At 44.3% G+C, this 23,216-nt stretch carries 19 protein-coding genes and 1 pseudogene; 16 read left to right on the top strand and 4 right to left on the bottom strand.

The genetic code is table 11. The annotated features are described in order from the left end of the window. Positions 1-240: 240 nt before the first annotated feature. The 3 genes from hupB (at position 241) to dapE (ending at position 4,509) form a co-directional block, all read left to right on the top strand. Positions 241-513, top strand: a complete 273-nt coding sequence (gene hupB, locus ACYX4M_RS00455; RefSeq protein WP_476081430.1) for a nucleoid-associated protein HU-beta — start codon at positions 241-243, stop codon at positions 511-513. 312 nt (positions 514-825) lie between these two features. Further along, positions 826-2,718 (top strand): SurA N-terminal domain-containing protein, encoded by a 1,893-nt coding sequence (locus ACYX4M_RS00450; protein ID WP_476081429.1) that lies wholly within the window; start codon positions 826-828, stop codon positions 2,716-2,718. Positions 2,719-3,333: 615 nt separating this feature from the next. Next, complete coding sequence (dapE, locus tag ACYX4M_RS00445) at positions 3,334-4,509, top strand: succinyl-diaminopimelate desuccinylase (protein ID WP_476081428.1); 1,176 nt, start codon at positions 3,334-3,336, stop codon at positions 4,507-4,509. 104 nt (positions 4,510-4,613) lie between these two features. On the opposite strand, the gene olsF is transcribed toward dapE, so the two are convergent. The 3 genes from olsF to ACYX4M_RS00430 all read right to left on the bottom strand — a co-directional run bounded on the left by olsF (position 4,614) and on the right by ACYX4M_RS00430 (position 8,331). Further along, the gene (olsF, locus tag ACYX4M_RS00440; protein ID WP_476081427.1) at positions 4,614-6,332 is read right to left on the bottom strand and encodes a bifunctional ornithine lipid synthase OlsF; all 1,719 of its coding nucleotides are present in this window, start codon (positions 6,330-6,332) and stop codon (positions 4,614-4,616) included. Between the two features lie 193 nt (positions 6,333-6,525). Continuing rightward, positions 6,526-7,323 (bottom strand): UDP-2,3-diacylglucosamine diphosphatase, encoded by a 798-nt coding sequence (locus tag ACYX4M_RS00435; protein WP_476081426.1) that lies wholly within the window; start codon positions 7,321-7,323, stop codon positions 6,526-6,528. Positions 7,324-7,425: 102 nt separating this feature from the next. Next, positions 7,426-8,331, bottom strand: a complete 906-nt coding sequence (locus tag ACYX4M_RS00430; RefSeq protein WP_476081425.1) for a LysR family transcriptional regulator — start codon at positions 8,329-8,331, stop codon at positions 7,426-7,428. A 104-nt stretch (positions 8,332-8,435) separates the two neighbouring features. Between ACYX4M_RS00430 and ACYX4M_RS00425 the strand changes: the two genes are divergently transcribed. The 4 genes from ACYX4M_RS00425 to ACYX4M_RS00410 all read left to right on the top strand — a co-directional run bounded on the left by ACYX4M_RS00425 (position 8,436) and on the right by ACYX4M_RS00410 (position 12,229). Continuing rightward, positions 8,436-9,329, top strand: coding sequence for a bile acid:sodium symporter family protein (locus tag ACYX4M_RS00425; RefSeq protein WP_476081424.1), 894 nt, complete (start codon positions 8,436-8,438; stop codon positions 9,327-9,329). Between the two features lie 20 nt (positions 9,330-9,349). Then, the gene (locus ACYX4M_RS00420) at positions 9,350-10,180 is read left to right on the top strand and encodes an SDR family oxidoreductase (RefSeq protein WP_476081423.1); all 831 of its coding nucleotides are present in this window, start codon (positions 9,350-9,352) and stop codon (positions 10,178-10,180) included. A 169-nt stretch (positions 10,181-10,349) separates the two neighbouring features. Next, complete coding sequence (locus ACYX4M_RS00415) at positions 10,350-11,477, top strand: phosphotransferase family protein (RefSeq protein WP_476081422.1); 1,128 nt, start codon at positions 10,350-10,352, stop codon at positions 11,475-11,477. Further along, positions 11,477-12,229 carry an SDR family oxidoreductase gene (locus ACYX4M_RS00410; RefSeq protein WP_239257843.1) on the top strand — a complete coding sequence of 251 codons (753 nt, stop codon included), beginning with the start codon at positions 11,477-11,479 and terminating at the stop codon, positions 12,227-12,229. The genes ACYX4M_RS00415 and ACYX4M_RS00410 overlap by 1 nt, the downstream gene beginning before the upstream one ends. Positions 12,230-12,334: 105 nt before the next feature. Here the strand turns inward: ACYX4M_RS00410 and rpsT are convergent, their stop codons facing one another. Further along, entirely contained in the window at positions 12,335-12,598 is a 264-nt protein-coding gene (gene rpsT, locus ACYX4M_RS00405; protein ID WP_014950134.1) for a 30S ribosomal protein S20, read from the bottom strand. A gap of 449 nt (positions 12,599-13,047) precedes the next feature. On the opposite strand from rpsT, the gene murJ reads away from it, so the two are divergent. The 9 genes and pseudogenes from murJ to ACYX4M_RS00360 all read left to right on the top strand — a co-directional run bounded on the left by murJ (position 13,048) and on the right by ACYX4M_RS00360 (position 23,209). Further along, the gene (murJ, locus tag ACYX4M_RS00400; RefSeq protein ID WP_476081421.1) at positions 13,048-14,607 is read left to right on the top strand and encodes a murein biosynthesis integral membrane protein MurJ; all 1,560 of its coding nucleotides are present in this window, start codon (positions 13,048-13,050) and stop codon (positions 14,605-14,607) included. Between the two features lie 116 nt (positions 14,608-14,723). After that, positions 14,724-15,644: a bifunctional riboflavin kinase/FAD synthetase gene (gene ribF / locus ACYX4M_RS00395; protein WP_476081420.1), complete on the top strand. Its 921-nt coding sequence runs from the start codon at positions 14,724-14,726 to the stop codon at positions 15,642-15,644. 269 nt (positions 15,645-15,913) lie between these two features. Continuing rightward, positions 15,914-18,733 (top strand): isoleucine--tRNA ligase, encoded by a 2,820-nt coding sequence (gene ileS / locus ACYX4M_RS00390; protein ID WP_476081419.1) that lies wholly within the window; start codon positions 15,914-15,916, stop codon positions 18,731-18,733. Next, complete coding sequence (gene lspA, locus ACYX4M_RS00385) at positions 18,726-19,271, top strand: signal peptidase II (protein ID WP_334059676.1); 546 nt, start codon at positions 18,726-18,728, stop codon at positions 19,269-19,271. Before ileS ends, lspA begins: the two co-directional genes overlap by 8 nt. A gap of 14 nt (positions 19,272-19,285) precedes the next feature. Beyond that, positions 19,286-19,753, top strand: a complete 468-nt coding sequence (gene fkpB, locus ACYX4M_RS00380) for an FKBP-type peptidyl-prolyl cis-trans isomerase (protein WP_476081418.1) — start codon at positions 19,286-19,288, stop codon at positions 19,751-19,753. A 2-nt stretch (positions 19,754-19,755) separates the two neighbouring features. After that, entirely contained in the window at positions 19,756-20,700 is a 945-nt protein-coding gene (gene ispH / locus ACYX4M_RS00375; RefSeq protein ID WP_476081417.1) for a 4-hydroxy-3-methylbut-2-enyl diphosphate reductase, read from the top strand. Positions 20,701-21,143: 443 nt separating this feature from the next. Then, a complete protein-coding gene (gene pilV, locus ACYX4M_RS00370) occupies positions 21,144-21,794 on the top strand; it encodes a type IV pilus modification protein PilV (protein ID WP_476081416.1) in 651 nt (216 codons plus the stop codon). Next, positions 21,791-22,648, top strand: coding sequence for a PilW family protein (locus ACYX4M_RS00365; protein WP_476081415.1), 858 nt, complete (start codon positions 21,791-21,793; stop codon positions 22,646-22,648). Before pilV ends, ACYX4M_RS00365 begins: the two co-directional genes overlap by 4 nt. After that, positions 22,645-23,209 (top strand): annotated as a pseudogene (locus ACYX4M_RS00360) (pilus assembly PilX family protein). The gene ACYX4M_RS00365 and the pseudogene ACYX4M_RS00360 overlap by 4 nt, the downstream one beginning before the upstream one ends. Positions 23,210-23,216 lie beyond the last annotated feature (7 nt).

The following is a 23,216-nucleotide window of genomic DNA, read 5'->3' as shown; positions in this document are numbered from 1 at the left end:
TATGTGCATTAAGCGATAGAAAACCTCATTTTTTTTAAAATAGGGCTTTCATGTCGTAAAAGTTGTGTTACCTTTAAATGGTTATCGCTTGAAGCCTTGCCACAAAAGGGATTGCAGCGATTAATTTAAAAAGTTAATTATTTGTGACTGAAGCTTGATGTTAACGATCAAGCTTGCTATAACGTTCAAGCAAAATCGTTTTGGACAAACAGTATAATAACAATCGAAGGGGATCTAATTGTGAACAAGTCTCAACTTATCGACCAAATCGCTGCTGGTGCAGACATTTCTAAAGCAGCTGCTGGCCGCGCTCTTGACGCATTCACTGACTCAGTAACTGCGGCGCTTAAAGACGGCGAACAAGTTGCACTAGTTGGTTTTGGTACTTTCTCAGTTCGCGAACGTTCAGCTCGCAGTGGCCGTAACCCACAAACTGGTGAGACTATTCAGATTTCAGCAGCGAAAGTTCCATCTTTCAAAGCTGGTAAAGCACTGAAAGACGCTTGTAACTAAGCAAAAAAATTATAGAAAAAGGCGATGGCTAGTCCATCGCCTTTTTTATTTCTAAAACAAAGAATTCAATATTGGGGTCAGAGTAACGACTCTGACCCCAATATTTAAAAAGTAAAAATACCCTCGTTAGGCATGTCGATTCTTATACATGCTATTGCAACGCCTTTACTTGACGAAAGACAGTACAAATAGTGTGTTTTGGCGTTTATATTCGGCGGCATTGGGTTATAATCAGCGCTTATTTTATCCTGTCCTCGCCAGCAGGTGATGGGTTAGGGTAATTGTAGTAAGCAACGGAGTTGAAGAACAATCATGCTAGAAAGAATCAGAGAAGGTTCTCAAGGCCCTTGGGCGATGGCGATTATTGCGCTTATCGTTTTGAGTTTCGTATTCGCAGGTGTAGGTAGTTACCTAACATCATCAGGCACTACCGCAGTAGCAACTGTAAACGGCGAAGAAATTTCGGCACAAGAACTAGAACGTGCATACCAAAACCAGCGTGCACAAATGGAGTCACAGTACGGCGAAAGCATCGCGCAGCTTTTCTCTAGCGAACAATACCTCGCAGATTTTAGAAAAAATGTACTGGACAGACTTATTGCTGAAAAGCTGATTCAGCAACAGGCTACCGATATGGGCTTGCGTGTAAGCGATGAACAGATTCGTGAAACGATTGTACAAATGCCTGAGTTTCAGTTTGGTGGTCAGTTTGATAACGAGCGTTTCCAAGCTATTCTCCGTCAAAATGGTTTTCAAGTTGCAGACTTCCGTGATTACCTAAGAACGCAAATGACTCAGAACCAGTTGGCGGCAGCGCTAACGAATTCTTCATTTTCTCTAGATGGCGAAGTGCAACAAGCTAATGCTCTTCAACGCCAAACTCGTGATGCAAAATACGTATTAGTAAGCTCTGACGAATTTGCTGGTTCGCTCGAAGTTACCGACGCTGATGTAGAAGCCTTCTACAACAACAATATTGCTTCTTTCGATACTGAAGAGCAGGTGAAACTGGCGTATGTAAAACTGAGCGTTGAAGACCTTAAAGGTCGTGTTTCTGTAGACGAAGAAGCTGTACGTACTTATTACGATAACAATTTAGGAAGCTATGGCACGGAAGAAGAGCGCCGAGTTTCACATATTCTTATCGAAGCGGGTGATGATGAAGACGCTGCGAAAGCAAAAGCAGAGTCATTAAAAGCGCAGCTTGACAGCGGTGCTGACTTTGCTGTGCTTGCCGAAGAAAACTCTGACGATACATTCTCAGCTGAAAACGGCGGTGACCTAGATTTCATTATACCTGAAATGATGGACCCAGCATTCGATGAAGCTGCGTTTGCTTTAGAAAACGTCGGTGATGTATCTGACGTTGTTGAGACCGAGTTTGGCTTTCACATTATTAAGTTAACAGATGTTAAAGAAGCGCAAGTTAAATCATTCGATGAAGTGGCTAGCGAGATTCGCGATACCCTTCTTTACGATGCGGCAATGGAGAAGTATTTTGAGCTTCAGAATACCTTGGCTGAAATTGCATTTGAGGTGCCAGATACGCTTGAAGATGCAGCTAACGCTGTAGATCTTCCTATACAAGAGTCTGTTCTTTTCAGTCGGAACACGGCGCCTGTTGAACTGAGCTTTCCTGGCTTACTGGATGTTGCTTTTTCATCAGAGTTAGTTGAAGAAGGTCTTAACAGCGATATCATTGAGCTTGATGACGAAACGGTAGTTGTTGCACGTGTTATTGAGCATCAACCACAACGCACTCAGTCGCTAGATGAAGTTCGCGACGGAATTGAAGCATCAGTAAAAGCGGAAAAAGCGAAAGAATCAGCAGAAGCTTGGGCCTTTGATATTGCACAAAAAGTACGCGCAGAAGAAAGTGTTGAAAGCGAACTGGCGGAAAAATCAGTAGCTTGGGAAACGGCTGCAGCAGTGCCAAGATCAGGTGGTACACTGGCACGTGCATTAGTTGACACGCTTTTCTCACTGGGCCTTGAAGGTGAAGATAGAGTTGACGTAGCAACAACAGTTAACGGCGATGTTGCAGTTGTAATGCTAGAAGGCGTAAATGCTGCTCCTGAGCTTGAAAACGAGCTAGGTGAAAGCCTGAAACAGCGTCTTGCTCAAGTACAAGGTCAACGTGTTTATCAGCAGTATATCGATGCGCTTCGCGCAAATGCTGACGTGACTATTTCAGAGTCATTGTAAGTAAAGTTGAGCCACTCAATAGCTGGGTGGCAACAATGAGATAAATAGTAAGAAGCCAGCTTTAACAAAAGCTGGCTTTTTTGATCGACTGCCTTATTTCGCTGATGGTTATCTAGTAGATTCTGCGGCGTCACCAATATTTCGGTAGGTCTACGCACAAATCTGTTAGGCTGTGTTGGGTTAGCGCATAGATAGAGATTACTATAAATAAAAAAGAGCTAATTCGTTAAAAACAACATAAGCGTATAAAATGCAGCAATAACACCGGAAAGCACGAATATGTATAGAAAACCTTGTTTGCCTTGTTCTAGAGTATATTTATTGGCTTGTAAATAACCAAACCAAAGTAATGACAAGATGAGGGGTATCAAAACAATTATTTTTAACACAGTAATGCCTTCTTATTAGTAATACTCTATTTATAACAATGTGCGCAGCGATAGACAAACATTGCGAAGGTCGCAAGAAACTCTCACAAACTTGTACTCATCTTTCTTCTACTACGCACGCTTTGCGTGCATGGGGTTTGTTGTCATGGCTTTGTCGCAAATCTGTTATTAGTGTGTCACTTTAAATTTGTGTAATAGACCCATGTTTCTAAATTGGGTCACATGAATGTCAATTCAGCCTTTACCTTCTCTAGCGCCAGCGCGCAGTATTCACTTCGCCGAAGTATTAATGGCAAGAGAGTCTATCACTCCAATGGATGCAGGTTGTCAAAGCTACCTTATTTATAAACTTGAAAAACTTGGCTTTGCATGTGAAAAACACAAAATAAACGGTGTTAAAAACCTCATTGCCAGATGGGGGCATGGTCCTGTCCACTTAGCATTTAGCGGCCACACTGATGTCGTGCCTCCTGGCCCTCTTGATAAGTGGAAATCTCCCCCTTTCAGCCCGGTCATAAGTAAAAATAAACTTTATGGGCGCGGCGCTGCCGACATGAAAACAGGCATTGCAGCTATGCTAGCTGCGACTGAGCGAACTATTGCCTCTTTAGATCCTGATAAAATATCTTACTGGTGGCTAATCACCAGTGATGAAGAGGGGGAGGCGGAGTGGGGCTCTAAATGGATAGCTGAATATTTAGCATCTAAAAATGTACAGCTCGATATGTGTCTAGTGGGCGAACCTTCGGCATCTGCAAAAACCGGCGATACGATAAAGATTGGTCGCAGGGGTTCGCTTTCAGGCACTATCCATATTGCAGGAAAGCAAGGGCATGTGGCCTACCCAAAGACAGCGGTGAATGCTATTCACAAAGCGAGTAGAGTGGTTAATGCACTAACTCAATATCCATTTGATAAAGGAAGCGATGACTTTCCTGGCACCACGCTTCAAATAACACATATGGATACAGGAAGCTTCACCGATAACATAGTGCCTAGTGCTGTTCGTATAGAGTTTAACGTAAGATACTCGTGGCAGTTTGATCAAGAGCGCTTATCTGCTTTGCTACGCAATATCATCAATACCGTTGATGTAGAAGCCGAAGTCAACTTTTCAAGGCCCTGTGAAGCATACTTAAGCAAGCCTAATAGTAATGCAGAGTGTTGCCTAATAGCTTGCGTTGAGAAAGCCATTAAAGCCGCCACAGGTCGTTACCCAGTGATAAGTACATCCGGCGGCACTTCAGATGGGCGTTTTTTTGCGAGTGAGCATACGCAGGTGGTTGAAGTTGGCGTACCTAACACCACTATTCATCAGGTAAACGAACACATTCACTTATCTGACTTGCTTACACTTGAAGATATCTACACAGATATACTCAAAAATGTTGGCGGTCGATAATTACATTTGATATTTCTAGTAAAAAAGAAAAGGGAGCGTCAATTAGGTGCTCCCTTTTTAGCTTTTGTGTAGGTTTTATAAGAGACGTGTTGCTCCCTAAAACATTAAGCCGTGGCTTTAAGCTGAATGTCAGTTAAATAGCGTTTGCGCTTTTTTTCGGTGAGCGTTTGCATATCAACTACCACCAAACCATCAATACAATCATTGAAATCCGGGTCGACATTAAAACCTAAGAACGCCACACCACCGTCTTTGGACAGTTCAGAGTATTGCTTATAAAGCGTTGGAACGTTAACGCCCATATTAGCCAATAAATCCTTTAGCTCGGTAAATTCGGCTTTGTAATCGTTACCTTTGAATTGATGTAGCGCATCGTTAGCCATTTGATAAGGGCGTTTACAGGTCGCTTCACCAAACTTTGCAGGAAAATACGTGGAGTAAAATTGTACCAATAGGTCTTTAGCTGGTTCTGGATAGGCATTGCTAAGTGACACTGCACCAAATAGATAACGATATTTGGGATAACGACTTAAAAATGCACCAATACCAAACCACAAGTAATCTAAACTGCGTTTGCCCCAGTAGCGAGGCTGAACAAAGCTTCGCCCTAATTCTAAGCCTTCCTTAAAAAGTTTGTCGTTGTTTTTGCCGTAATTAAATAAAGTGGCAGAATAAAGTCCCGTAGGGTGATCGGGCGCTGTCAAAAGTTCTGCATCGCCAAAGCGATAGGCGCCTACAATTTCCAAGTCGCTGTCGTCCCATAGCACAAGGTGATAATAATAAGAGTCGTATTGATCAATATCTCTACGTTTATTGGTGCCTTCTCCCACGGCGCGAAATGCGACTTCTCGCAAGCGGCCTATCTCACGCATAATTGGCGAGCAGCTTTTGTGCTGATACAGGTAGATAGACTTTCCATCACCCGTTTCTCCGAGATGCTCACATTCTCGAATAGCGCGGGCGAGCTCTTTTTTGTCTTCGGGCATAGCAATAGACGCCTGCGTTTCAAAAACGCCTTTCTTGTTGCTGCCAATGCGATATAGGTGGCGCTTAAACAGCTTTACCTGCTCTTTTAGCGGTATATTGGTTTGCTGGTACGCTTCAAAAGGAATAAGTTCGCCAATGCGCATAGGTAAGTGCTTTTTGCGCTGTTTGAACATTTCTTTAACCAGCAGAGCAGTGGCTAGTGGTTTGTATACCATAGATACGCTGTAAAAAAGGGGGCTATTTTTTGCATCAATATAAACCGGCAATATCGGCGCTTTAGCTTGCTTTGCAATACGTAAAAAGCCAGTGTGCCATCGCGTGTCGCGAACACCTTGCGGGCGTAATCGAGAGACTTCACCGGCAGGAAAAATCAATATAGCACCGTCGCTTTTGAGGTGTTTTTGGATAGCCGACAAATGCTGCTTCGGTGTACCACCCTGCATATTATTTACTGGTAGCAACATATCGTGAAGAGGCTCGATAGCCATGAGCATTTCATTGGCCACTACTTTTAAGTCGTGCCGCACTTCACTCACTAGCTTAATTAAGGCAAGGGCATCGAGAGAGCCAATAGGGTGGTTTGCGATAATTACCACTTTGCCTTCGCTTGGAATGCGTTCTTTTTCCACATCACGGGTGGAGTAGCTGATATTGAAGTACTCCAACACTTGTTCAACAAAATCAATGTCTTCATAGTGCGGGTAGGTTTCACCAAACTCGGTAATTTCGCGTTCGTGAAGAAGGTGTCTTAATACGAAAGACAGCGATTTAAACAGAATAGGATTGTTCGCTACTTGAGGATAATGCTTGTTCAGTACGTCGTTTACAGTAAACATAGAACCTGTTTCTCTTTCGGTTTTGGCGAACAATAGCAGGACAATGTGACGCTTTTCACACAGTTTGATGGCAGTTATTTGACAGTGTTAAAAAGATGTTATTGAAGCTGGCTCGACAAGTTTGTTTCGCGTAGAAGGGTTCAACAAAAGCAGTGATAGGGGGCCTGTAAGCCCCCCAGAAAAGTAGCATTAACTACGCAGCTTTTGATCGAGAGGTTTTGGTTGTGATTGATGTTACCGTAGCTGATTCTAGTGAATCGAGATAATGAATAAGAGATAAATTACCATTCATGTCTTCAGCGAGAGCGCTACAGTTTTCTATCCAGTCACCATCATTAATGTAGTGTATGCCGTTTTCAAAACTACTTTCAGGGTGATGAATATGACCACACACTACACCATCTAGCCCCATATCGTCGGCACGCTTGCAGCATGCTTCGCGATATCGAGCAATGGCTTCATTTGCTCCTTTAATGTGCTTTTTAATGTAGCCCGCTAGTGACCAGTATTCTCGCTTGCGCCACGCGCGCAAACGGTTGAATTCGCGATTTAGGAAAAGCAAGAGGTCATAACCTTTATCGCCAATCCACGCATGGAATCTGCCCATGGTCACATCGCCATCGAACTGATCGCCATGTAAAACCAGGTAACGTTTTCCCTGTGCCGTGGTGTGCACCAGCTCACGCTCTATTTCAATATCGCCAAAGGCCATACCAGAGTAAGATTGAATTGGCTCATCATGATTGCCGGGTAAGTACACTACACGTGTACCTTCCTGACTCATTTGCATGAATTTGTGCATGACTTGATTGTGCGCCTTTGGCCAGCGAAATTGTTTGGTCATTTGCCACATATCAACAATGTCGCCCACCAAATACAAGGTGTCTACCGTGATGCTGTCCAGAAAGGAAAGTAAGTATTCAGCTTTGCAGTCGCGATTTCCCAAATGGATATCTGAAAGCCAAAGCGTACGATAATGTGTCTTTTTCATAGCGGTTTCCCAAAGCGATGCCTTGGACCGTCACTATAGGTCTGCAAATTGACACTACCGTGACGCTTGCTTGACTATTGTGTTACAGAAACGCAAGCGCTGTTATAGCCCCAACTTATTCGCCACTTCTAAAAGCTTCTCTCGCATCCATATATTGACTAAATCATCATCGGCATTTTTATGCCAGTACATGTGTACGGGGAGTGGCGGTACCTCAAACGGAAGGGGCAAGATTTCAATATCGAATTTATTACTGAATTGTTGAGCAAATCGCGTTGGCATTGTCAGCAAAAGGTCGCACTGACTCACCACATTAACAGCGGCAAAGTAGTGCTCACATTGAAGGGATATTTTTCGATGTAAATTGTGTTGGGCAAGGGCGAGATCAACAGTGTCCAGCTTGGAATCTTTCAAAGATACGAGAGCATGCTGTGCCGCTGAGTAGTGCTCAATACTGGGATTGTCCAGGTAGTTATTTGTTGGTGCACATACTACCACAAAGGTTTCCTCGCAGATAAACTGAGAACGTATCTCACTGCTGGTAGGCACGAGGGCATCAATGACAATATCGATCTCTTTGTTAGTAAGTGCGGGGGCAAGTTCGGGCCAGGTTACCTGCCTGCTATTTACCGTGATATTAGGCGTGTTTTGAACAAGTTCAGGAATTAATGTTGGAAAAAATATAGATTCTAAAATATCGCGCAGCCCAAGGTTAACCGTGCGTGGTTTATCACCTATGTCGAACTCCACCTTGCCTTTTAAAGTATTTTCAAGGGTTTCAATTGATGTCACGACCGATGTAATGATGCCTTGGCAGAACGGGGTAGGCACGACTTGTCTCCCATGACGAATAAATAGCGGATCATCAAACTTATCTCGTAACCGCCCTAATGCGTGACTTACTGCAGGCTGAGTAATATGTAGTGCATTAGCGGCTTTCGTAATACTGCCGTGCTCATAGACTGCACGTAGCACCACGAATAAATTAAAATCTAATTTTCCATGCATATTATTTATGGGTTTCCATAATAAGGCATCATTTTTATTTATTGTTTAACAGAGTACACTGGCTTTAATGTTAATAAAAGGTTTCTTTTGTAAGGGGCGTGTGCATGCAGGCATCTGTACTTACCGAGGTGTTGTTACCTCTAGCGTTGGCATTTGTGATGTTTGGCATGGGGCTAACCCTAACCCTTGCTGACTTTGCCCGATTGATTAAAGCGCCTAAGGCGGTCGTAACTGGCTTTATAGGTCAAATTATCTTGTTGCCTTTGCTAGCTTTAGGTTTATGTATTGCGTTTGGGGTGCCCGACTATATTGCTGTTGGCGTAATGGTTTTAGCTGCGTGTCCTGGCGGTACTACCAGTAATTTAATCAGCCATATTGCAAAAGCCAACCTAGCCCTTTCAGTTAGCCTAACCGCTATTTCTACTATTGCTTGTGTATTTACCACGCCGTTTATTATCCAATTTGCGATTGATCACTTTGTAAAAGAAAACGCGCCAGAATTTTCTATTATCCAAACCGTTATAGGGCTCGTCGGCGTGTCGATTCTACCGGTCGTTATTGGCATGACAATTCGTCGATTTTATCTGGTGTTTGCCAAGAAAACAGAGAACTTTTTTCGGCAGTTTTCTATGTATTTCATGTTGCTCATGATTGTCGGTGTTCTGGTTTCTGAAAGAAATAATTTAGCCGCGTCCTTTGAAAGCGCGTTTTTGATATGTTTAACGTTAAATCTTTTATCGGTATTGTTAGGCCTCGGGCTTGCTAAGCTTTCAAACTTAGTATTTAAAGACTCGCTCACGCTGGCCATTGAAATAGGCGTGCAAAACGCAGCGCTTGCCATGCTGGTATGCATTACCTTTTTACAAGCGCCTGACTACGCCATCGCTCCCGGCGTGTACGGCATAGCAATGTACATCGGGCCCGCATTATTAGCTCTGTGGGCAAAACGGAATGCCAGAATAGCAGTCAAAGCTACCCCCAAAATACTCGTGAAATAATAATAAGTAGGAAATACACCATGCGCATATTGATTACCGGTGGCGCTACCGGCTTAGGTCAAGCCATTGCTCTTAAGTGGGCGGAAAAATGGATAAACAACGATAAAAATATAAATATTTGCATTGCCGATATTAATCAAGAAAGGGGTGTTGAAACGGTAGATATGCTTTCTGCACAAGGTGCAAATGTGTTTTATGTTCACTGCGATATAACCTCTGACAATGACGTTAAAGCGCTAGCGCAAACTATCGAAACTCGATGGGGCAGCGTTGACTATGTGTTTAATAACGCTGGGGTCGCTACGGGGGGCAGTCTTTTAGACGAAACTATCGATCAGTGGCAGTGGGTATTCGATATTAACGTGTTAGGCATGGTAAGAGTAAGTCGTGCGCTATTACCGTTAATGCGAAAGCAAGGCAGTGGTTACTTTATTAATGTTGCTTCGCAAGCAGGGCTAACGCCTATTCCTTATATGGGAAGTTACAACGCAGTTAAAGCCGCAGTCGTGTCGTTTTCTGAAACTATGAAGTTGGAACTGGCACCAGACAATATAAACGTTAGTGTGGTTTGCCCTAGCTTCTTCAAAACAAATTTAGATGAGTCGATGCGAAGTAGTAATCCTGCCTCGCATAAGATGATCAACAAGTTTTTCGCTAAGGCAGGCATGACTAAAGAAGAAGTGGCAGAGTCAATATATCAACAAGTCAGTCAAAGGAAGTTTCTTATTCTCACTCACAAGTTAGGCAAGCGTGCGTTCTTATTGAAAAAGTTGTTACCCACGCAGCGCTATATTAGCAATATGCTCAATCAAACTAAAACGATGAAACGAGCGATGGAAAAGAGCAATTAAAGAATAAAAACAGGCTTTTTGTTAGCGCCTTATTGCCACAAACCTTGTTAATACTCGCTAATATGAGTTAGGTGATGAGCTGCGAAAGACAAAATTAGTTTCGAATAAATGCGTACCAATAACTAGCTTTGAATAAGCGTTTAGTAAAAAAATAAAAGAAGAACGATATATGCAACAACAGGTAATAGATAAAGCGAATAGCGTGCGTGTAGGCGAAGAGCTAGACGTCGGCGCTGTACACAATTGGCTTAAGGAAAATATTAGTGCCTCGAGCTCATTGTCAGCCGCTATACAAAGTAGCGAAACTTTACCTAAAGTAACCCAGTATTCCGGTGGTGCTTCTAATTGGACATATTGCTTGGACTATCAAAGCAGCGATCAAAAACAGGGCGAGCAAACGTCATTAATTTTGCGCAGGGCACCAGCAGGTACAAAAGCCAAAGGGGCTCACGATATGGGGCGAGAGTATCGATTACAGCACGCGCTAGAGCCTGTCTACCGGTACGTGCCAGAAATGCTTGGGCTCTGTGAAGATGAAAGCGTATTAGGCACTGAGTTCTACTTAATGGAAAAGTTTACTGGCGTGATACCACGAAAGAACTTACCCAAAGGTTTAGAGACAACAGATCAGCAAACCAAGCAGCTCTGCACTAATGTACTTGATAGTTTAATTGAACTTCATAAAGTGGATTATAAAAAAGCGGGGCTTGAGCACTTAGGGAAAGGTGCTGGGTACATAGAGCGGCAAATAAGCGGGTGGAGCGAGCGCTATAGTAAAGCGAAAACCTGGAATGTCCCCTCGGGTAAAAAAATTATGGGCTGGCTAGAGAACAACATGCCTGACCAAGAACGCATATGTATTACTCACAATGACTTCCGGTTCGATAATGTGGTGTTAAAGCCGGATAACTATACCCAAATCATCGGTGTTCTGGATTGGGAGTTAGCCACATTGGGCGACCCGCTTATGGACTTAGGCAACACCTTAGCGTATTGGGTGCAAGCTGATGATGACTTTTTAGCGCAATCAACGCGTCGTCAGCCAACTCACTTACGGGGAATGCTCACTCGTAAACAAGTTGTGGCGTATTACTGCAAAGAAATGGAGATAGATGTTGAAGATTTTGCTTTCTATGAGGTTTACGGACTTTTCCGTTTAGCCGGTATTGCCCAGCAAATCTACTATCGCTATCACCACAAGCAAACCAATAATCCAGCGTTTAAAAACTTTTGGATCTTCATTCATTACTTAATGTGGCGTTGTAATAAGGCCATAAAGGCATCAGGAAAACGATAATGACAACAAGACGCAATATTCTGATAACGGGCGCGAGTTCAGGCCTAGGCAAGGGAATGGCGATTGAATTTGCCAAGCAGGGGTGTAACTTAGCGCTATGTGCAAGACGCTTTGAGAACTTAGAAAAATTAAAAGAAGAGTTACTCTCAATCAACCCAAACATTGATGTGTATATTCGCTCGCTGGATGTCAATGATCACGATGCGGTTTTTGAAGTGTTCGACGCATTCAAAGCCGACATGGGGACCCTTGATAGAGTCATTGTGAACGCAGGAATGGGCAAGGGCGCGTCTATTGGTACTGGGTATTTTCACGCTAACAAGCAAACGGCGGTGACTAACTTTGTGTCGGCGCTAGCACAATGTGAAGCGGCTATGGCTATCTTTAGGGCGCAAAATAGTGGTCATTTAGTAACGATTTCATCTATAAGTGCTGTGCGCGGGTTTAGACGTGCTATGACTGTATACGCGGCAACAAAAGCAGGGCTTACATCAATGACTGAAGGCATTCGAATGGATGTAATGAACACGCCGATTAACGTCACCTGTATTCACCCCGGTTTCATTCGCAGCGAGATAAACGAAAAAGTAGAGAAGGTGCCGTTTATCGTTGATACCGACGTGGGCTGTCGCGCTATGGTGAATGCAATCAATAAAGAAAAGGCGAATGCGTTTGTGCCAAGCTGGCCGTGGGCAATTCTTCACTGGATCATGCGTATCGCACCAGCAAGCTCAATAAGGAAAATGAGCTGAGTGAGTAATACCAGTCCGTGTAGCTAATTACCTATGCGGACTGGTATAAAAAGCAGATACAAAAAAAGCGCCGAAGGGCGCTTTTTTAACTACTAATCGTAAAGATTAACCTAGTGCTTTGATTTGTGCAGCTAGACGGCTCTTATGACGAGCAGCTTTGTTCTTGTGAATCAAGCCTTTAGTAGCCATTCTGTCAAGTACTGGAGTAGCAGCAGTAAGTGCAGCTTGTGCCGCTTCTTTGTCACCGCTTGCAATTGCAGCGATAACTTTCTTGATGCTTGTACGAGTCATTGAACGACGGCTAGCGTTGTGCTGACGACGCTTTTCGGCTTGGATTGCACGCTTCTTAGCAGACTTAATGTTAGCCAAGGTGTAACTCCCAAAATAAATTCATGTCAAAAACGAGGGTGCGGATTGTGCCTACCAAACGCCCAAATGTCAAACGATTTAAAACTTAAATCGTTCCGCATTAAAACGCGCAAGCTATTGAACACAAAGTATGCTCAACACGTTGCACATTCTTTGCGACATTTCTCTGCGACATTTTTTGAAAGAGAGCCATAACGGAATTCTTTCAGGACATTCAAGCGATAGACATGCATAAACAACAGCACCCCATATCGGGCGCGGATTATAGCAAGAAAGTTGTTAAAGGTGCACAACTATTTTGAATAAATCGTTTCGTAGACCATAGGCTTTCGCTATTATGGCTCGCTTGCAACCTATTGTTGCCGCTTTACGCCTAGCAGACGCCTTTAATTAGTTTTTTAAAAAGCGTTTGCTGTTCAGCCTATTTTTACCTCTATTGGAAGTGTGACGTGTCACGGAAGTTAATAAAATCTGGTCTGATTGTCAGTATTATGACCCTAGTCTCGCGGGTTCTGGGCCTGGTACGCGACGTTGTTGTTGCCAAGCTTATGGGTGATGGGGCAGCAGCTGACGTATTTTTCTTTGCCAACAAAATACCTAACTTTTTACGTCGTCTGTTTGCTGAAGGCGCATTCGCGCAAGCCTTTATTCCGGTATTAACCGAAGTTCACGAAAACGACGACAAAAAGCAGTTGAGAGAATTTGTTGCCAAAATTAGCGGTACCTTAGGCGCTATTGTGTTTGTAGTATCTATTATTGGTGTTATTGCATCACCTGTTTTGGCAGCCCTCTTTGGTACCGGTTGGTTTATGGCATGGCTTGAAGGCGATGAAGCGGGCGACAAGTTTGTGCTTGCGTCAACCATGCTAAAAATCACCTTTCCTTACTTAGCATTTATCTCTTTAACAGGGTTGGCTGGCGCAATACTCAATACGCTCAACAAGTTCGCGGTTGCTGCTTTCACCCCGGTTTTACTAAACGTATGTATTATCGCGTGTGCAATATATTTAGCTCCTACGCTGGAGCAGCCCGCTTACGCCCTAGCGTGGGGCGTGTTTATCGGCGGTATTGTACAGTTCTTGTTTCAACTACCGTTTTTGTTCAGGGCTGGGCTTTTGGTAAAGCCGAAGTGGGGCTGGCGCGACGAAAATGTGGTTAAAGTGCGTACCCTTATGATCCCCGCATTATTCGGTGTGTCAGTAGGGCAGATTAACTTGCTTTTTGATACCTTTATCGCCAGCTTTTTAGTTACCGGCTCCATAAGCTGGTTGTATTATTCTGACAGGCTGCTTGAATTCCCTTTAGGATTGTTTGGTATCGCCATCGCTACGGTCATTCTGCCTACGCTGTCTAGAAATCACGTAAGCAATAACCCCAAAGCGTTTGCTGCGAATATCGACTGGGCGTTTCGCATGGTTTGTTTATTGGGCATTCCGGCAGCAGTAGGGCTTGGCGTAATGGCAAGGCCTATTTTAACTGTTATATTCCAACGCGGTGCATTTACTGCTGAAACGGCAATCATGGCCTCTTATTCGCTTACTGCGTATTCTTTTGGCTTACTCAGCTTTATGCTGGTTAAAATTCTTGCGCCAGGCTTTTACTCCCGACAAGACACCAAAACGCCGGTGAAATTTGGTATTTGGTGTATGGCCGCTAACATGGTGTTTAACGTAGTTCTTGCTATACCTTTTGGTTATGTAGGTTTAGCTATTGCAACTAGCATGTCAGCTACGCTCAACGCTGCTTTGCTCTATATAACGCTTCACCGTCAGGGAGTGTTTGCTTTAAGCCGTACATCGGCTCTTTTTATTGCGCGTGTGATAATTGCAAGTGCTGCCATGGGCGGGCTTATTTATTATCGAGACAAAGGCTTAGGCTTCTTTGATTTATCGCTTTCTGCCCAAATGTTAGAGGTAGGAACAACCATTTCGCTATCGGTGATAGTATTTATGACCTCCATGCTCGTGCTGGGCATGCGGCCGAGGCACTTCAAAAGCGGTGGCGAGTAATTTCTAGTAAGAGTGAATCGATAGAGCATGAATGGTGCACGCGCTTGGTATTGTGCTCGCGGTCGGCTATAATCGCGAGCTTTGAATTTCTAGCAGTTAAAAGGTAGTGGCTAACAGTGGAATTTATCCGCGGGCTAAACAATGTAAAACCACACCACAAAGGGTGTGTTCTCACCATCGGTAAGTTCGATGGTGTACACCGTGGTCATCAAGCTGTGCTGGCAAATGTGCTTGAAAAAGCGAAATCGCTATCACTTCCAGCCACCGTGATGGTCTTTGAACCGCAGCCTGAAGAAGTTTTTATGCCTGATAAAGCGCCAGCGCGTATTAGCCCTCTTCGTGAAAAATACGAATTGCTGCGCCAGCAAGGTGTAGATAGACTGCTTGCAGTGCGCTTTAACGCCGAGTTTGCAAAACAAAGTGCCGACACTTTTGTCCATGACCTGCTGGTAGACAAACTAGGTGTTAAATTCCTAGTGGTGGGTGATGACTTCCGTTTTGGCAATGGCCGTGAAGGTGACTTCGAGATGCTTGAAGCGGCGGGGCGTCAGTATGGCTTCGATGTAGTAAGCACCCAAAGTTTTACCATGCATGCACATCGCATAAGCTCAACAGCGGTGCGAGAAGCGTTGGCTGACAGTGATTTCGGGTTATCTACCGAAATGCTAGGGCGCCCATTTGCAATTCACGGTAGGGTTGTACATGGCGAGAAAAAAGGCCGCACCATTGGTTTTCCGACCGCGAATGTCATGCTAAAACGCCAGAAAACGCCAATTCACGGTGTGTTTGCAGTGCGTGTTGATGTTGATGGTAAGCACTTTAATGGCGTTGCGAACATTGGCACCCGTCCCACTGTTAACGGAGTACGAAACCAGCTTGAAGTTCACATTTTCGATTTGTCATCCGACCTATATGGTAAGCCAATAACGGTGTTTCCGATGGCAAAAATAAGAGATGAAATTAAGTTTGATTCTTTCAATGCGTTGAAAGATCAAATTCAAGCGGATGCGGCGCAAGCGCGTCTGTTATTAGCATAGTTAAACGTGATAAAGTCACGTCAAGTTTCTGCGCGTATTGGTTTTATTGAGCTCGATTTTTTAAACGTGGCTCCTTGATCGTGATACCTGCAAGAGCATTATAGTGCTACAACATATTTGGTCGGCCTCGCGTCAGTGAGGGCGACACCCAGTTTTACGTTGAATCTTTCAAATTCAGCATTTTAATTTGAACATCGCAAAATGAATATCGCCTTCACAATGTCTTAGTGCATTGGGTGAAAATTAAGGTAACCGGATAATACAATTTTATGAGTGATTACAAAGCCACACTGAACCTTCCAGAAACTGCGTTTCCCATGCGCGGTAACCTTGCTCAGCGCGAGCCGAAAATGCTTAAAGACTGGCAGGAAAAAGGGGTATACAGCAAAATTCGTGAAGCGAAAAAAGGCAAAAAGCCATTCATCCTTCACGATGGCCCTCCATATGCAAATGGCGATATTCACATTGGTCACGCGGTTAATAAAATTCTTAAAGACATTATTGTAAAGTCTAAAAACCTTTCCGACTTTGACTCCCCGTATGTTCCTGGTTGGGATTGTCACGGTCTGCCAATCGAGTTGATGGTAGAAAAGAAAGTTGGTAAGCCAGGTAAGAAAGTTACGGCGGCTGAATTTCGTCAAAAGTGTCGCGAATATGCACAAAAGCAAATTGACGGCCAAATGGCTGACTTTAAACGCTTAGGTGTGTTTGGTGAATGGGATAACCCATATAAAACCATGGACTTCAAATCTGAAGCCGACATTATTCGCGCGCTAAGTAAAATTGTCGATTCGGGCCACCTAGAAAAGGGCTTTAAGCCTGTTCACTGGTGTACAGACTGTGGTTCAGCACTTGCTGAAGCAGAAGTTGAATACAAAGACAAAGTCTCTCCCGCCATCGACGTTAAGTTTCCAGTAGCCGATGTGGCAGCTATCGCAGAAGCGTTTGGCGTATCTGAAAGCGACTTAACCACACATAAAGCAGGCGTTGTAATTTGGACCACCACGCCGTGGACGCTGCCGGCTAACCGTGCGATTAGCTTACACCCAGAGCTTACCTATACGATTGTAGAGATTCAGCCTTCAAATGAATGGCTAGTGGTAGCACAAGATTTGCTTGAAAGCTGCATGAACCGCTACGGCGTTGAAGATTTCCGTGAAGTGGCAACCTGTACCGGTGCAGCGCTTGATAAGCTTAAAGTTAATCACCCTTTCTTAGACCTTGAAGTACCGTTAATTCTAGGCGACCACGTTACGACTGATTCTGGTACAGGTTGTGTACACACAGCACCAGCTCATGGTGTTGACGATTTTAACGTGGGCAAACAATACGATATCGAAGTGTACAATCCAGTAGGTAACAATGGCGTGTACCTTGAAAACACACCGCTATTTGCAGGCAAGTTTGTATTTAAAGCCAACGATGAAATTATCGAAACGGTTAAAGATAAGGGTAATCTTGTCTTAAACGTAAAATACGAGCACAGCTACCCGCATTGCTGGCGCCACAAAACGCCAATCATTTTCCGCGCTACGCCTCAGTGGTTTGTAAGCATGGATAAAAAAGGCCTTCGCGCTGAATCACTTGAACAGATTAAGCAAACCAAATGGATCCCAGACTGGGGCCAAAACCGCATTGAGAAAATGGTTGAAGGTCGTCCAGACTGGTGTATTTCACGCCAGCGTACGTGGGGTGTGCCTATCCCTTTATATGTGCACAAGCTTACTGGTGAAATTCACCCTGAGTCTGGGGCATTAATGGAAAAAGTGGCCCAAGAAGTTGAAGCGAAAGGCATACAAGCTTGGTGGGATCTCGATGATGCAGCATTGCTTGGTAGCGAACTAGATAACTACGAGAAAGTGACCGATACTTTAGACGTTTGGTTTGATTCAGGTGTTACTCACTACTTTGTTGTAGACCGTCGCGACGACATTCCGGCATCTGCCGATTTGTATCTTGAAGGTTCAGACCAACACCGTGGTTGGTTTATGTCTTCGCTTATGTCCTCTACTGCAATGCACGGTCACGCACCTTATAAAGAAGTGCTAACCCACGGCTTTACGGTAGACGCCCATGGCAGAAAAATGTCGAAGTCGGTAGGTAATGTTGTAGCGCCTCAAGAAGTTACTAACAAGCTAGGTGCTGATATCCTTCGTCTATGGGTGGCATCTACTGACTATCGCGGCGAGATCGCAGTATCAGATGAAATCTTAAAGCGCGCTGCAGACAGCTATCGTCGTGTACGTAATACGGCCCGTTTCCTTCTTGCTAACCTCAATGGTTTTGATGTTAAAGATGCGGTTGCAGAAGACGATATGGTTGCCCTTGACCGCTGGATTGTTGCACGCGCCAAGGCGCTTCAGGAAGAGCTTATTGAAGCGTATGACAACTACGACTTGCTAGTTGTGTCACAGAAGCTTACGCACTTCTGTTCAATTGAACTGGGTTCATTCTATTTAGACGTAATTAAAGACCGTCAATATACAGCCAAAGCAGATGGTTTGGCCCGTCGCTCATGTCAAACGGCCATGTACCACATCATTGAAGCACTGGTTCGTTGGATGGCGCCTATCACCAGCTTTACCGCTCAAGAAATTTGGGAAACGTTACCAGGTGAGCGCAGTGAGTTCGTATTTACTGAAACCTGGTATGAAGGGTTTAATAACTTCACGCAAAGCGAAACGTTTAACGATGCCCTTTGGCATCAGGTGTTAAGCGTAAAAGATGCGGCAAACCAGGCAATGGAGCAGGCGCGTAAAGATGGCGAACTGGGTGGTTCACTTGAAGCGAGCATCTCGCTTTATGCTACCGAGTCACTTTATAACGTACTTGCAAAACTTGAAGACGAGCTTCGCTTCGTACTTATTACATCGGGCGTTTCACTAACCAAAGTCGATGAAGCTCCGTCTGATGCGAAAGCCACAGACGTTGAAGGTCTATGGCTAAGCGTTGATAAAGCAAGCGGTGAAAAATGTGTGCGCTGTTGGCATCACCGTGAAGACGTTGGTTCACATGAAGGTCACGAAGAGCTTTGTGGTCGTTGTGTGACAAACATCGACGGAGATGGAGAAGAGCGTCACTATGCTTAAGCTTTTTCGCGAAACGGGGTTGCGGTTTCTATGGATAAGCGCGATTGCGTTTATCCTTGACCAATGGAGTAAGTACACGGTTATCGATAGCATGTCGCTGTATCAGTCGATACAGGTACTGCCGTTTTTTAACTTTACTTACGTGCATAATTACGGCGCCGCATTCAGCTTTCTAGAGAATGCCGGTGGTTGGCAGCGTTGGTTTTTTACTGCCATAGCCGTTGTAGTAAGTGCAGTTATTTTGTGGTGGCTTAAACAGTCACCTCGTTCGCAAAAAATGCTGCCCGTAGCATTTGCATTTATTCTAGGTGGTGCACTAGGTAACGTTTACGACCGTTTAGTCCATGGTTATGTCATCGACTTCTTAGATTTTTACGTAAACAATTATCACTGGCCAGCGTTTAACATTGCTGACAGCGCAATATTTATAGGCGCGGCTTTACTCATTATCGACATGTTTAAAAATGGCGATAAAAAAAGTGAAGAAGGCGCAGACGCGCAAGTAAGTGGCGCGAAAAGTAGCGAAACCATTAAGTAGTATTTGGAAAGGTTATGACAGATTCTTTAGTAATTGGCGCAGATAGCGAAGTTATTCTTCACTTCGATTTAAAACTTGAAGACGGCTCCGCTGCTGACAGCACTCGAGTTAACAACAAACCTGCCAAAATGGTAATGGGTGACGGCAGCCTTACGCCGAACTTTGAAGCGTGTTTACTTGGGCTTAAAAAAGGTGACAAAAAGTCATTCACATTAGGCCCCGAAGATGCGTTTGGCCAGTCTGATCCGAACAATATTCACTATATGGACAGAAGCCGCTTTGGTGCTGACTTGCAAGTAGAAGAGGGCATGATTCTAGCGTTTGCACAGCCAGATGGTTCGGAAATTCCTGGAATTATTCGAAGTGCTGCTGGCGATTCAGTAACAGTGGACTTCAATCATCCGTTAGCCGGTCAAACGGTTATCTTTGATGTGGAAATCATTGATGTTAAACCTGGCGCTTCTGCACAAGGTGGAAATTAGTTATGCAAATTCATTTAGCTAACCCTCGTGGTTTCTGCGCAGGCGTAGACAGAGCGATTACCATAGTCGAGCGCGCGCTTGAAATGTTCGAACCGCCCATTTATGTGCGCCACGAAGTGGTACACAATAAATTTGTGGTAGATGGGCTACGTGAGCGTGGAGCGTTATTTGTGGATGAACTTCACGAAGTGCCAGACGATAGTATCGTAATTTTTTCGGCGCACGGTGTGTCGCAAGCAGTAAGAAAAGAAGCGGAAAATCGCGGTTTAAAGGTCTTTGACGCCACGTGCCCCTTAGTGACGAAAGTACATATGGAAGTTACCCGCGCTAGCAAAACAGGCACTGAATGTATCTTGATTGGTCATGCTGGTCACCCTGAAGTAGAGGGCACCATGGGGCAGTACAGCAATGAAGATGGCGGTATTTACTTAGTTGAATCCGAAGCTGATGTGGCAACGCTAGAAGTGAAAGACCCAGCAAATCTTTATTATTGCAGCCAAACTACGCTATCTGTTGATGATACCGCCGATGTAATTGACGCCCTTCGCGCTAAGTTTCCTGAAATCAACGGCCCGAGAAAAGACGATATTTGCTATGCCACACAGAATCGCCAAGACGCGGTGCGCGACTTAGCGCAAGACTGTCAGGTACTGTTGGTTGTTGGGGCACAGAATAGCTCGAACTCGAACCGTCTTCGCGAGTTGGCTGAAAAAATTGGCGCAAAAGCGTATTTGATTGCTGACGCAAATTGCATTCAAGAGGAATGGCTAGAAGGTGTAGAGCATATTGGCGTTACCGCTGGTGCATCTGCCCCTGAAGTTTTGGTGCAAGGTGTGGTAAACAAGCTCAAAGCATGGGGAGCGGTTTCAGCCTCTGAGCGTGCTGGACGCGAAGAGAACGTAGAATTTGCTGTTCCTAAAGAATTGAGAGTTAAGCAAGTCGTTTAAACTTGCTATATTTTCAAAGTATAAAAAAACACCGCACTTTGTTGCGGTGTTTTTTTATGCTTTTGTCTACTGGAAATTCAACGACTTGCGAATAGATAATAATACCTTAATGTAAAGGCGTGTTCGCTGCTCAAATGTTTAAATATTTGTTCACGGGAAACGTGTCAGCGGTGCTTAGGACAGATATGAGAGCTTGAGGTTAATGCTCTTGTACGGTGCACGCTAGCTTTGTGGAATCGGTTATTTTAAATGCGCTAGAGTTTATATTTCCAAGCGTCGTATCCCAAGAAATAAGCGCTGCGTTTATAGTCAGGTTGTAACTTTAAAGATAGCTAAAAATTATACGTTTTAATAACCAATGATACCCAGTGTAAAGCGCTTTTGTCTTACTATACTAAATTGGTGATAACACCCATTCTTACGTTTAGAATTTGGCAAAAGTGATGAGAGTTAAAAAGGTGGCGAAAAACCAAGTGAAAGGAAGCACAAACTACGCTCAACGTGGTGTAGGCCTAATAGAGATCTTAATTACTCTATTTATCTTAGCGGTAGGTCTGCTAGGCGTAGCTGCGCTTCAGTTTACCGGCTCTTTCGCTAACAAAGACGCCATCAGCCGAACGCAAGCAGAAATGGTTGCCGCACAAGTAGCGGAGCGATTACGCGCAGCGGCTCGCCCAGCAACAGTTGGCGATGGTATGGTCGCTAACAATGACTATTTCACAGACACAACCTATAACTTCTCAGGCTTAAGTTGCTCGAATGCTACCCAACCCTATTACGGTTGCTGCTTAACAAGACCCGCCAATATTCCGAACTGTGAAGGACAAACCTGTAGTGAAGTTCAAATGGCCAAGTATGATGGTTGGGCACTTTCTTGCTCTGCAGTGCAGACAAACCCCCAAACCACAGTTTCGGTAACCTGTGATGATAACAACGGTGCTGACACTTACAACTGCAGTCCAGGCTCTCGCGTTGAAATATTGCTTATGTGGCCCGTGTCATCCTCCGGAAACCAGCAATACCAACTTAACTCGCGATGTAATAAAACCGAAGGTGACAGTAATGCATGTGTGTTTAAGGACGTCACGTTATGAAGAGCTACCGTCAACGAGCGCAATATGGTTTTTCACTGGTAGAGTTAATGATTACTTTGACTCTAGGCCTTATTATTTCCGGCGCCGTTATACAGGTTTTAATCAGCTCCAGCGTTACAAATAAAGTTAATCAAGCGGTAGCCCAAGTTCAAGAGTCCGGGCGCTTTATTATGGCCCGCCTGTCCGCCGAGTTTTACGAAGTTGGCCGTTACGACCAAATCGTTGCAGATGTAGATACATCTGTTGATATCGTTGCTGAAGCGGCCTATGTGGAAAACCATCCTGTAGCAGTGCCCGGAGACTTCCCTACCAAAAATACATTGGGTAGCGTACAAACCTCCAGCGGTGGCAGCGATAAACTCGTTGTGAGTCTTTTGAGTAATGAAGACTGTACGGGTAACACCCATGGTTACGCGGGCCGTGAATTTCACGTGGTTAATCATTATTTCGTGAGCGGCAGCACCTTAAAATGCACCGGTTACGATGGGCGTGTCTTACTTGGCCTTAAATCACAATCCGTTGACCCTGTAACAATAACATTGCTGGATAACGTAGAAAGCTTTCAAGTGCAGTTTGGCGTGTCAGATGTTATCACAAGCTCTAATGGTCAGGCCGTCACCTACGTAACGGCCGATGATATCAATAATCTAAGAGCACTCAATCAGCAAGTGGTGTCATTACGGTGGGCAATAATGCTTAAAAGCTATCAAAATGAAGTGAGGCAAACTCAGGCACAAAAATATGCGCTCTTAAATGAAGCGTCTAAAACAATGACGACCGACCACTATTATCAAGTCTTTTCGAAGACCTTAGCCCTAAGAAATATGAAGAATTTTGTCAGGAGTTCGAAATGAGGCAGCAAGGCTTAGTTATGGTATTTGCGCTACTTGTTTTGCTGTCTATCACGGTTTTAGGCGTAAGCGCTGTAACCAGCAGCTTGTCTCAATCAAAGATGGCCGTGTCGATGCAGCAAAGCGGTTTAGCATTTGACGCTGCCGAAGCGGCAATAGCAGGCGTGTTTTTTGAATCTGAAGATGAAACCTTGCTCACTGACTCAGCAAAAACAGATCCTCTGTCAGAGGCTAGGCAAGGCACTATTTTTGATCCTGATAACGATACGATGAGTTGTTTCGATGAGAACGAATGGACTGATAGATACATGACCGAAGGCGGCTTAACCATTGGGGATAGGCATACTACAGATGGTACCTATCAAAACGAAAGCTTCTTCAAAAAGCTGGTCGCGGACGGCGTTTATTCGTGAACAAGCGTGCCGAGGGTCAAGTAATGTCATCGGTGGAAGTAATGTCAACTGCCACGTATTTATTATTAGGGGTTGCGGAAAAGTTTCAGGTAAGTCCACTGTGGTTGCCAATAGCCTGGCTGCGTCCGTCTTCGGCCCAGCTTCACAATAGGTATTAT

Source organism: Alteromonas sp. ABV4_150 (genome assembly GCF_056311745.1).
The sequence above is the reverse complement of the archived record's forward strand: the minus strand, read 5'-3'. Positions and strand labels throughout refer to the sequence as shown.

Coding starts and splice junctions, on each gene's coding strand:
- ACYX4M_RS00450 (WP_476081429.1), top strand. CDS start 826: ATGCTAGAAAGAATCAGAGAAGGTTCTCAAGGCCCTTGGGCGATGGCG.
- dapE (WP_476081428.1), top strand. CDS start 3,334: ATGTCAATTCAGCCTTTACCTTCTCTAGCGCCAGCGCGCAGTATTCAC.
- olsF (WP_476081427.1), bottom strand. CDS start 6,332: ATGTTTACTGTAAACGACGTACTGAACAAGCATTATCCTCAAGTAGCG.
- ACYX4M_RS00435 (WP_476081426.1), bottom strand. CDS start 7,323: ATGAAAAAGACACATTATCGTACGCTTTGGCTTTCAGATATCCATTTG.
- ACYX4M_RS00430 (WP_476081425.1), bottom strand. CDS start 8,331: ATGCATGGAAAATTAGATTTTAATTTATTCGTGGTGCTACGTGCAGTC.
- ACYX4M_RS00425 (WP_476081424.1), top strand. CDS start 8,436: ATGCAGGCATCTGTACTTACCGAGGTGTTGTTACCTCTAGCGTTGGCA.
- ACYX4M_RS00420 (WP_476081423.1), top strand. CDS start 9,350: ATGCGCATATTGATTACCGGTGGCGCTACCGGCTTAGGTCAAGCCATT.
- ACYX4M_RS00415 (WP_476081422.1), top strand. CDS start 10,350: ATGCAACAACAGGTAATAGATAAAGCGAATAGCGTGCGTGTAGGCGAA.
- ACYX4M_RS00410 (WP_239257843.1), top strand. CDS start 11,477: ATGACAACAAGACGCAATATTCTGATAACGGGCGCGAGTTCAGGCCTA.
- ileS (WP_476081419.1), top strand. CDS start 15,914: ATGAGTGATTACAAAGCCACACTGAACCTTCCAGAAACTGCGTTTCCC.
- lspA (WP_334059676.1), top strand. CDS start 18,726: ATGCTTAAGCTTTTTCGCGAAACGGGGTTGCGGTTTCTATGGATAAGC.
- fkpB (WP_476081418.1), top strand. CDS start 19,286: ATGACAGATTCTTTAGTAATTGGCGCAGATAGCGAAGTTATTCTTCAC.
- ispH (WP_476081417.1), top strand. CDS start 19,756: ATGCAAATTCATTTAGCTAACCCTCGTGGTTTCTGCGCAGGCGTAGAC.
- pilV (WP_476081416.1), top strand. CDS start 21,144: ATGAGAGTTAAAAAGGTGGCGAAAAACCAAGTGAAAGGAAGCACAAAC.
- ACYX4M_RS00365 (WP_476081415.1), top strand. CDS start 21,791: ATGAAGAGCTACCGTCAACGAGCGCAATATGGTTTTTCACTGGTAGAG.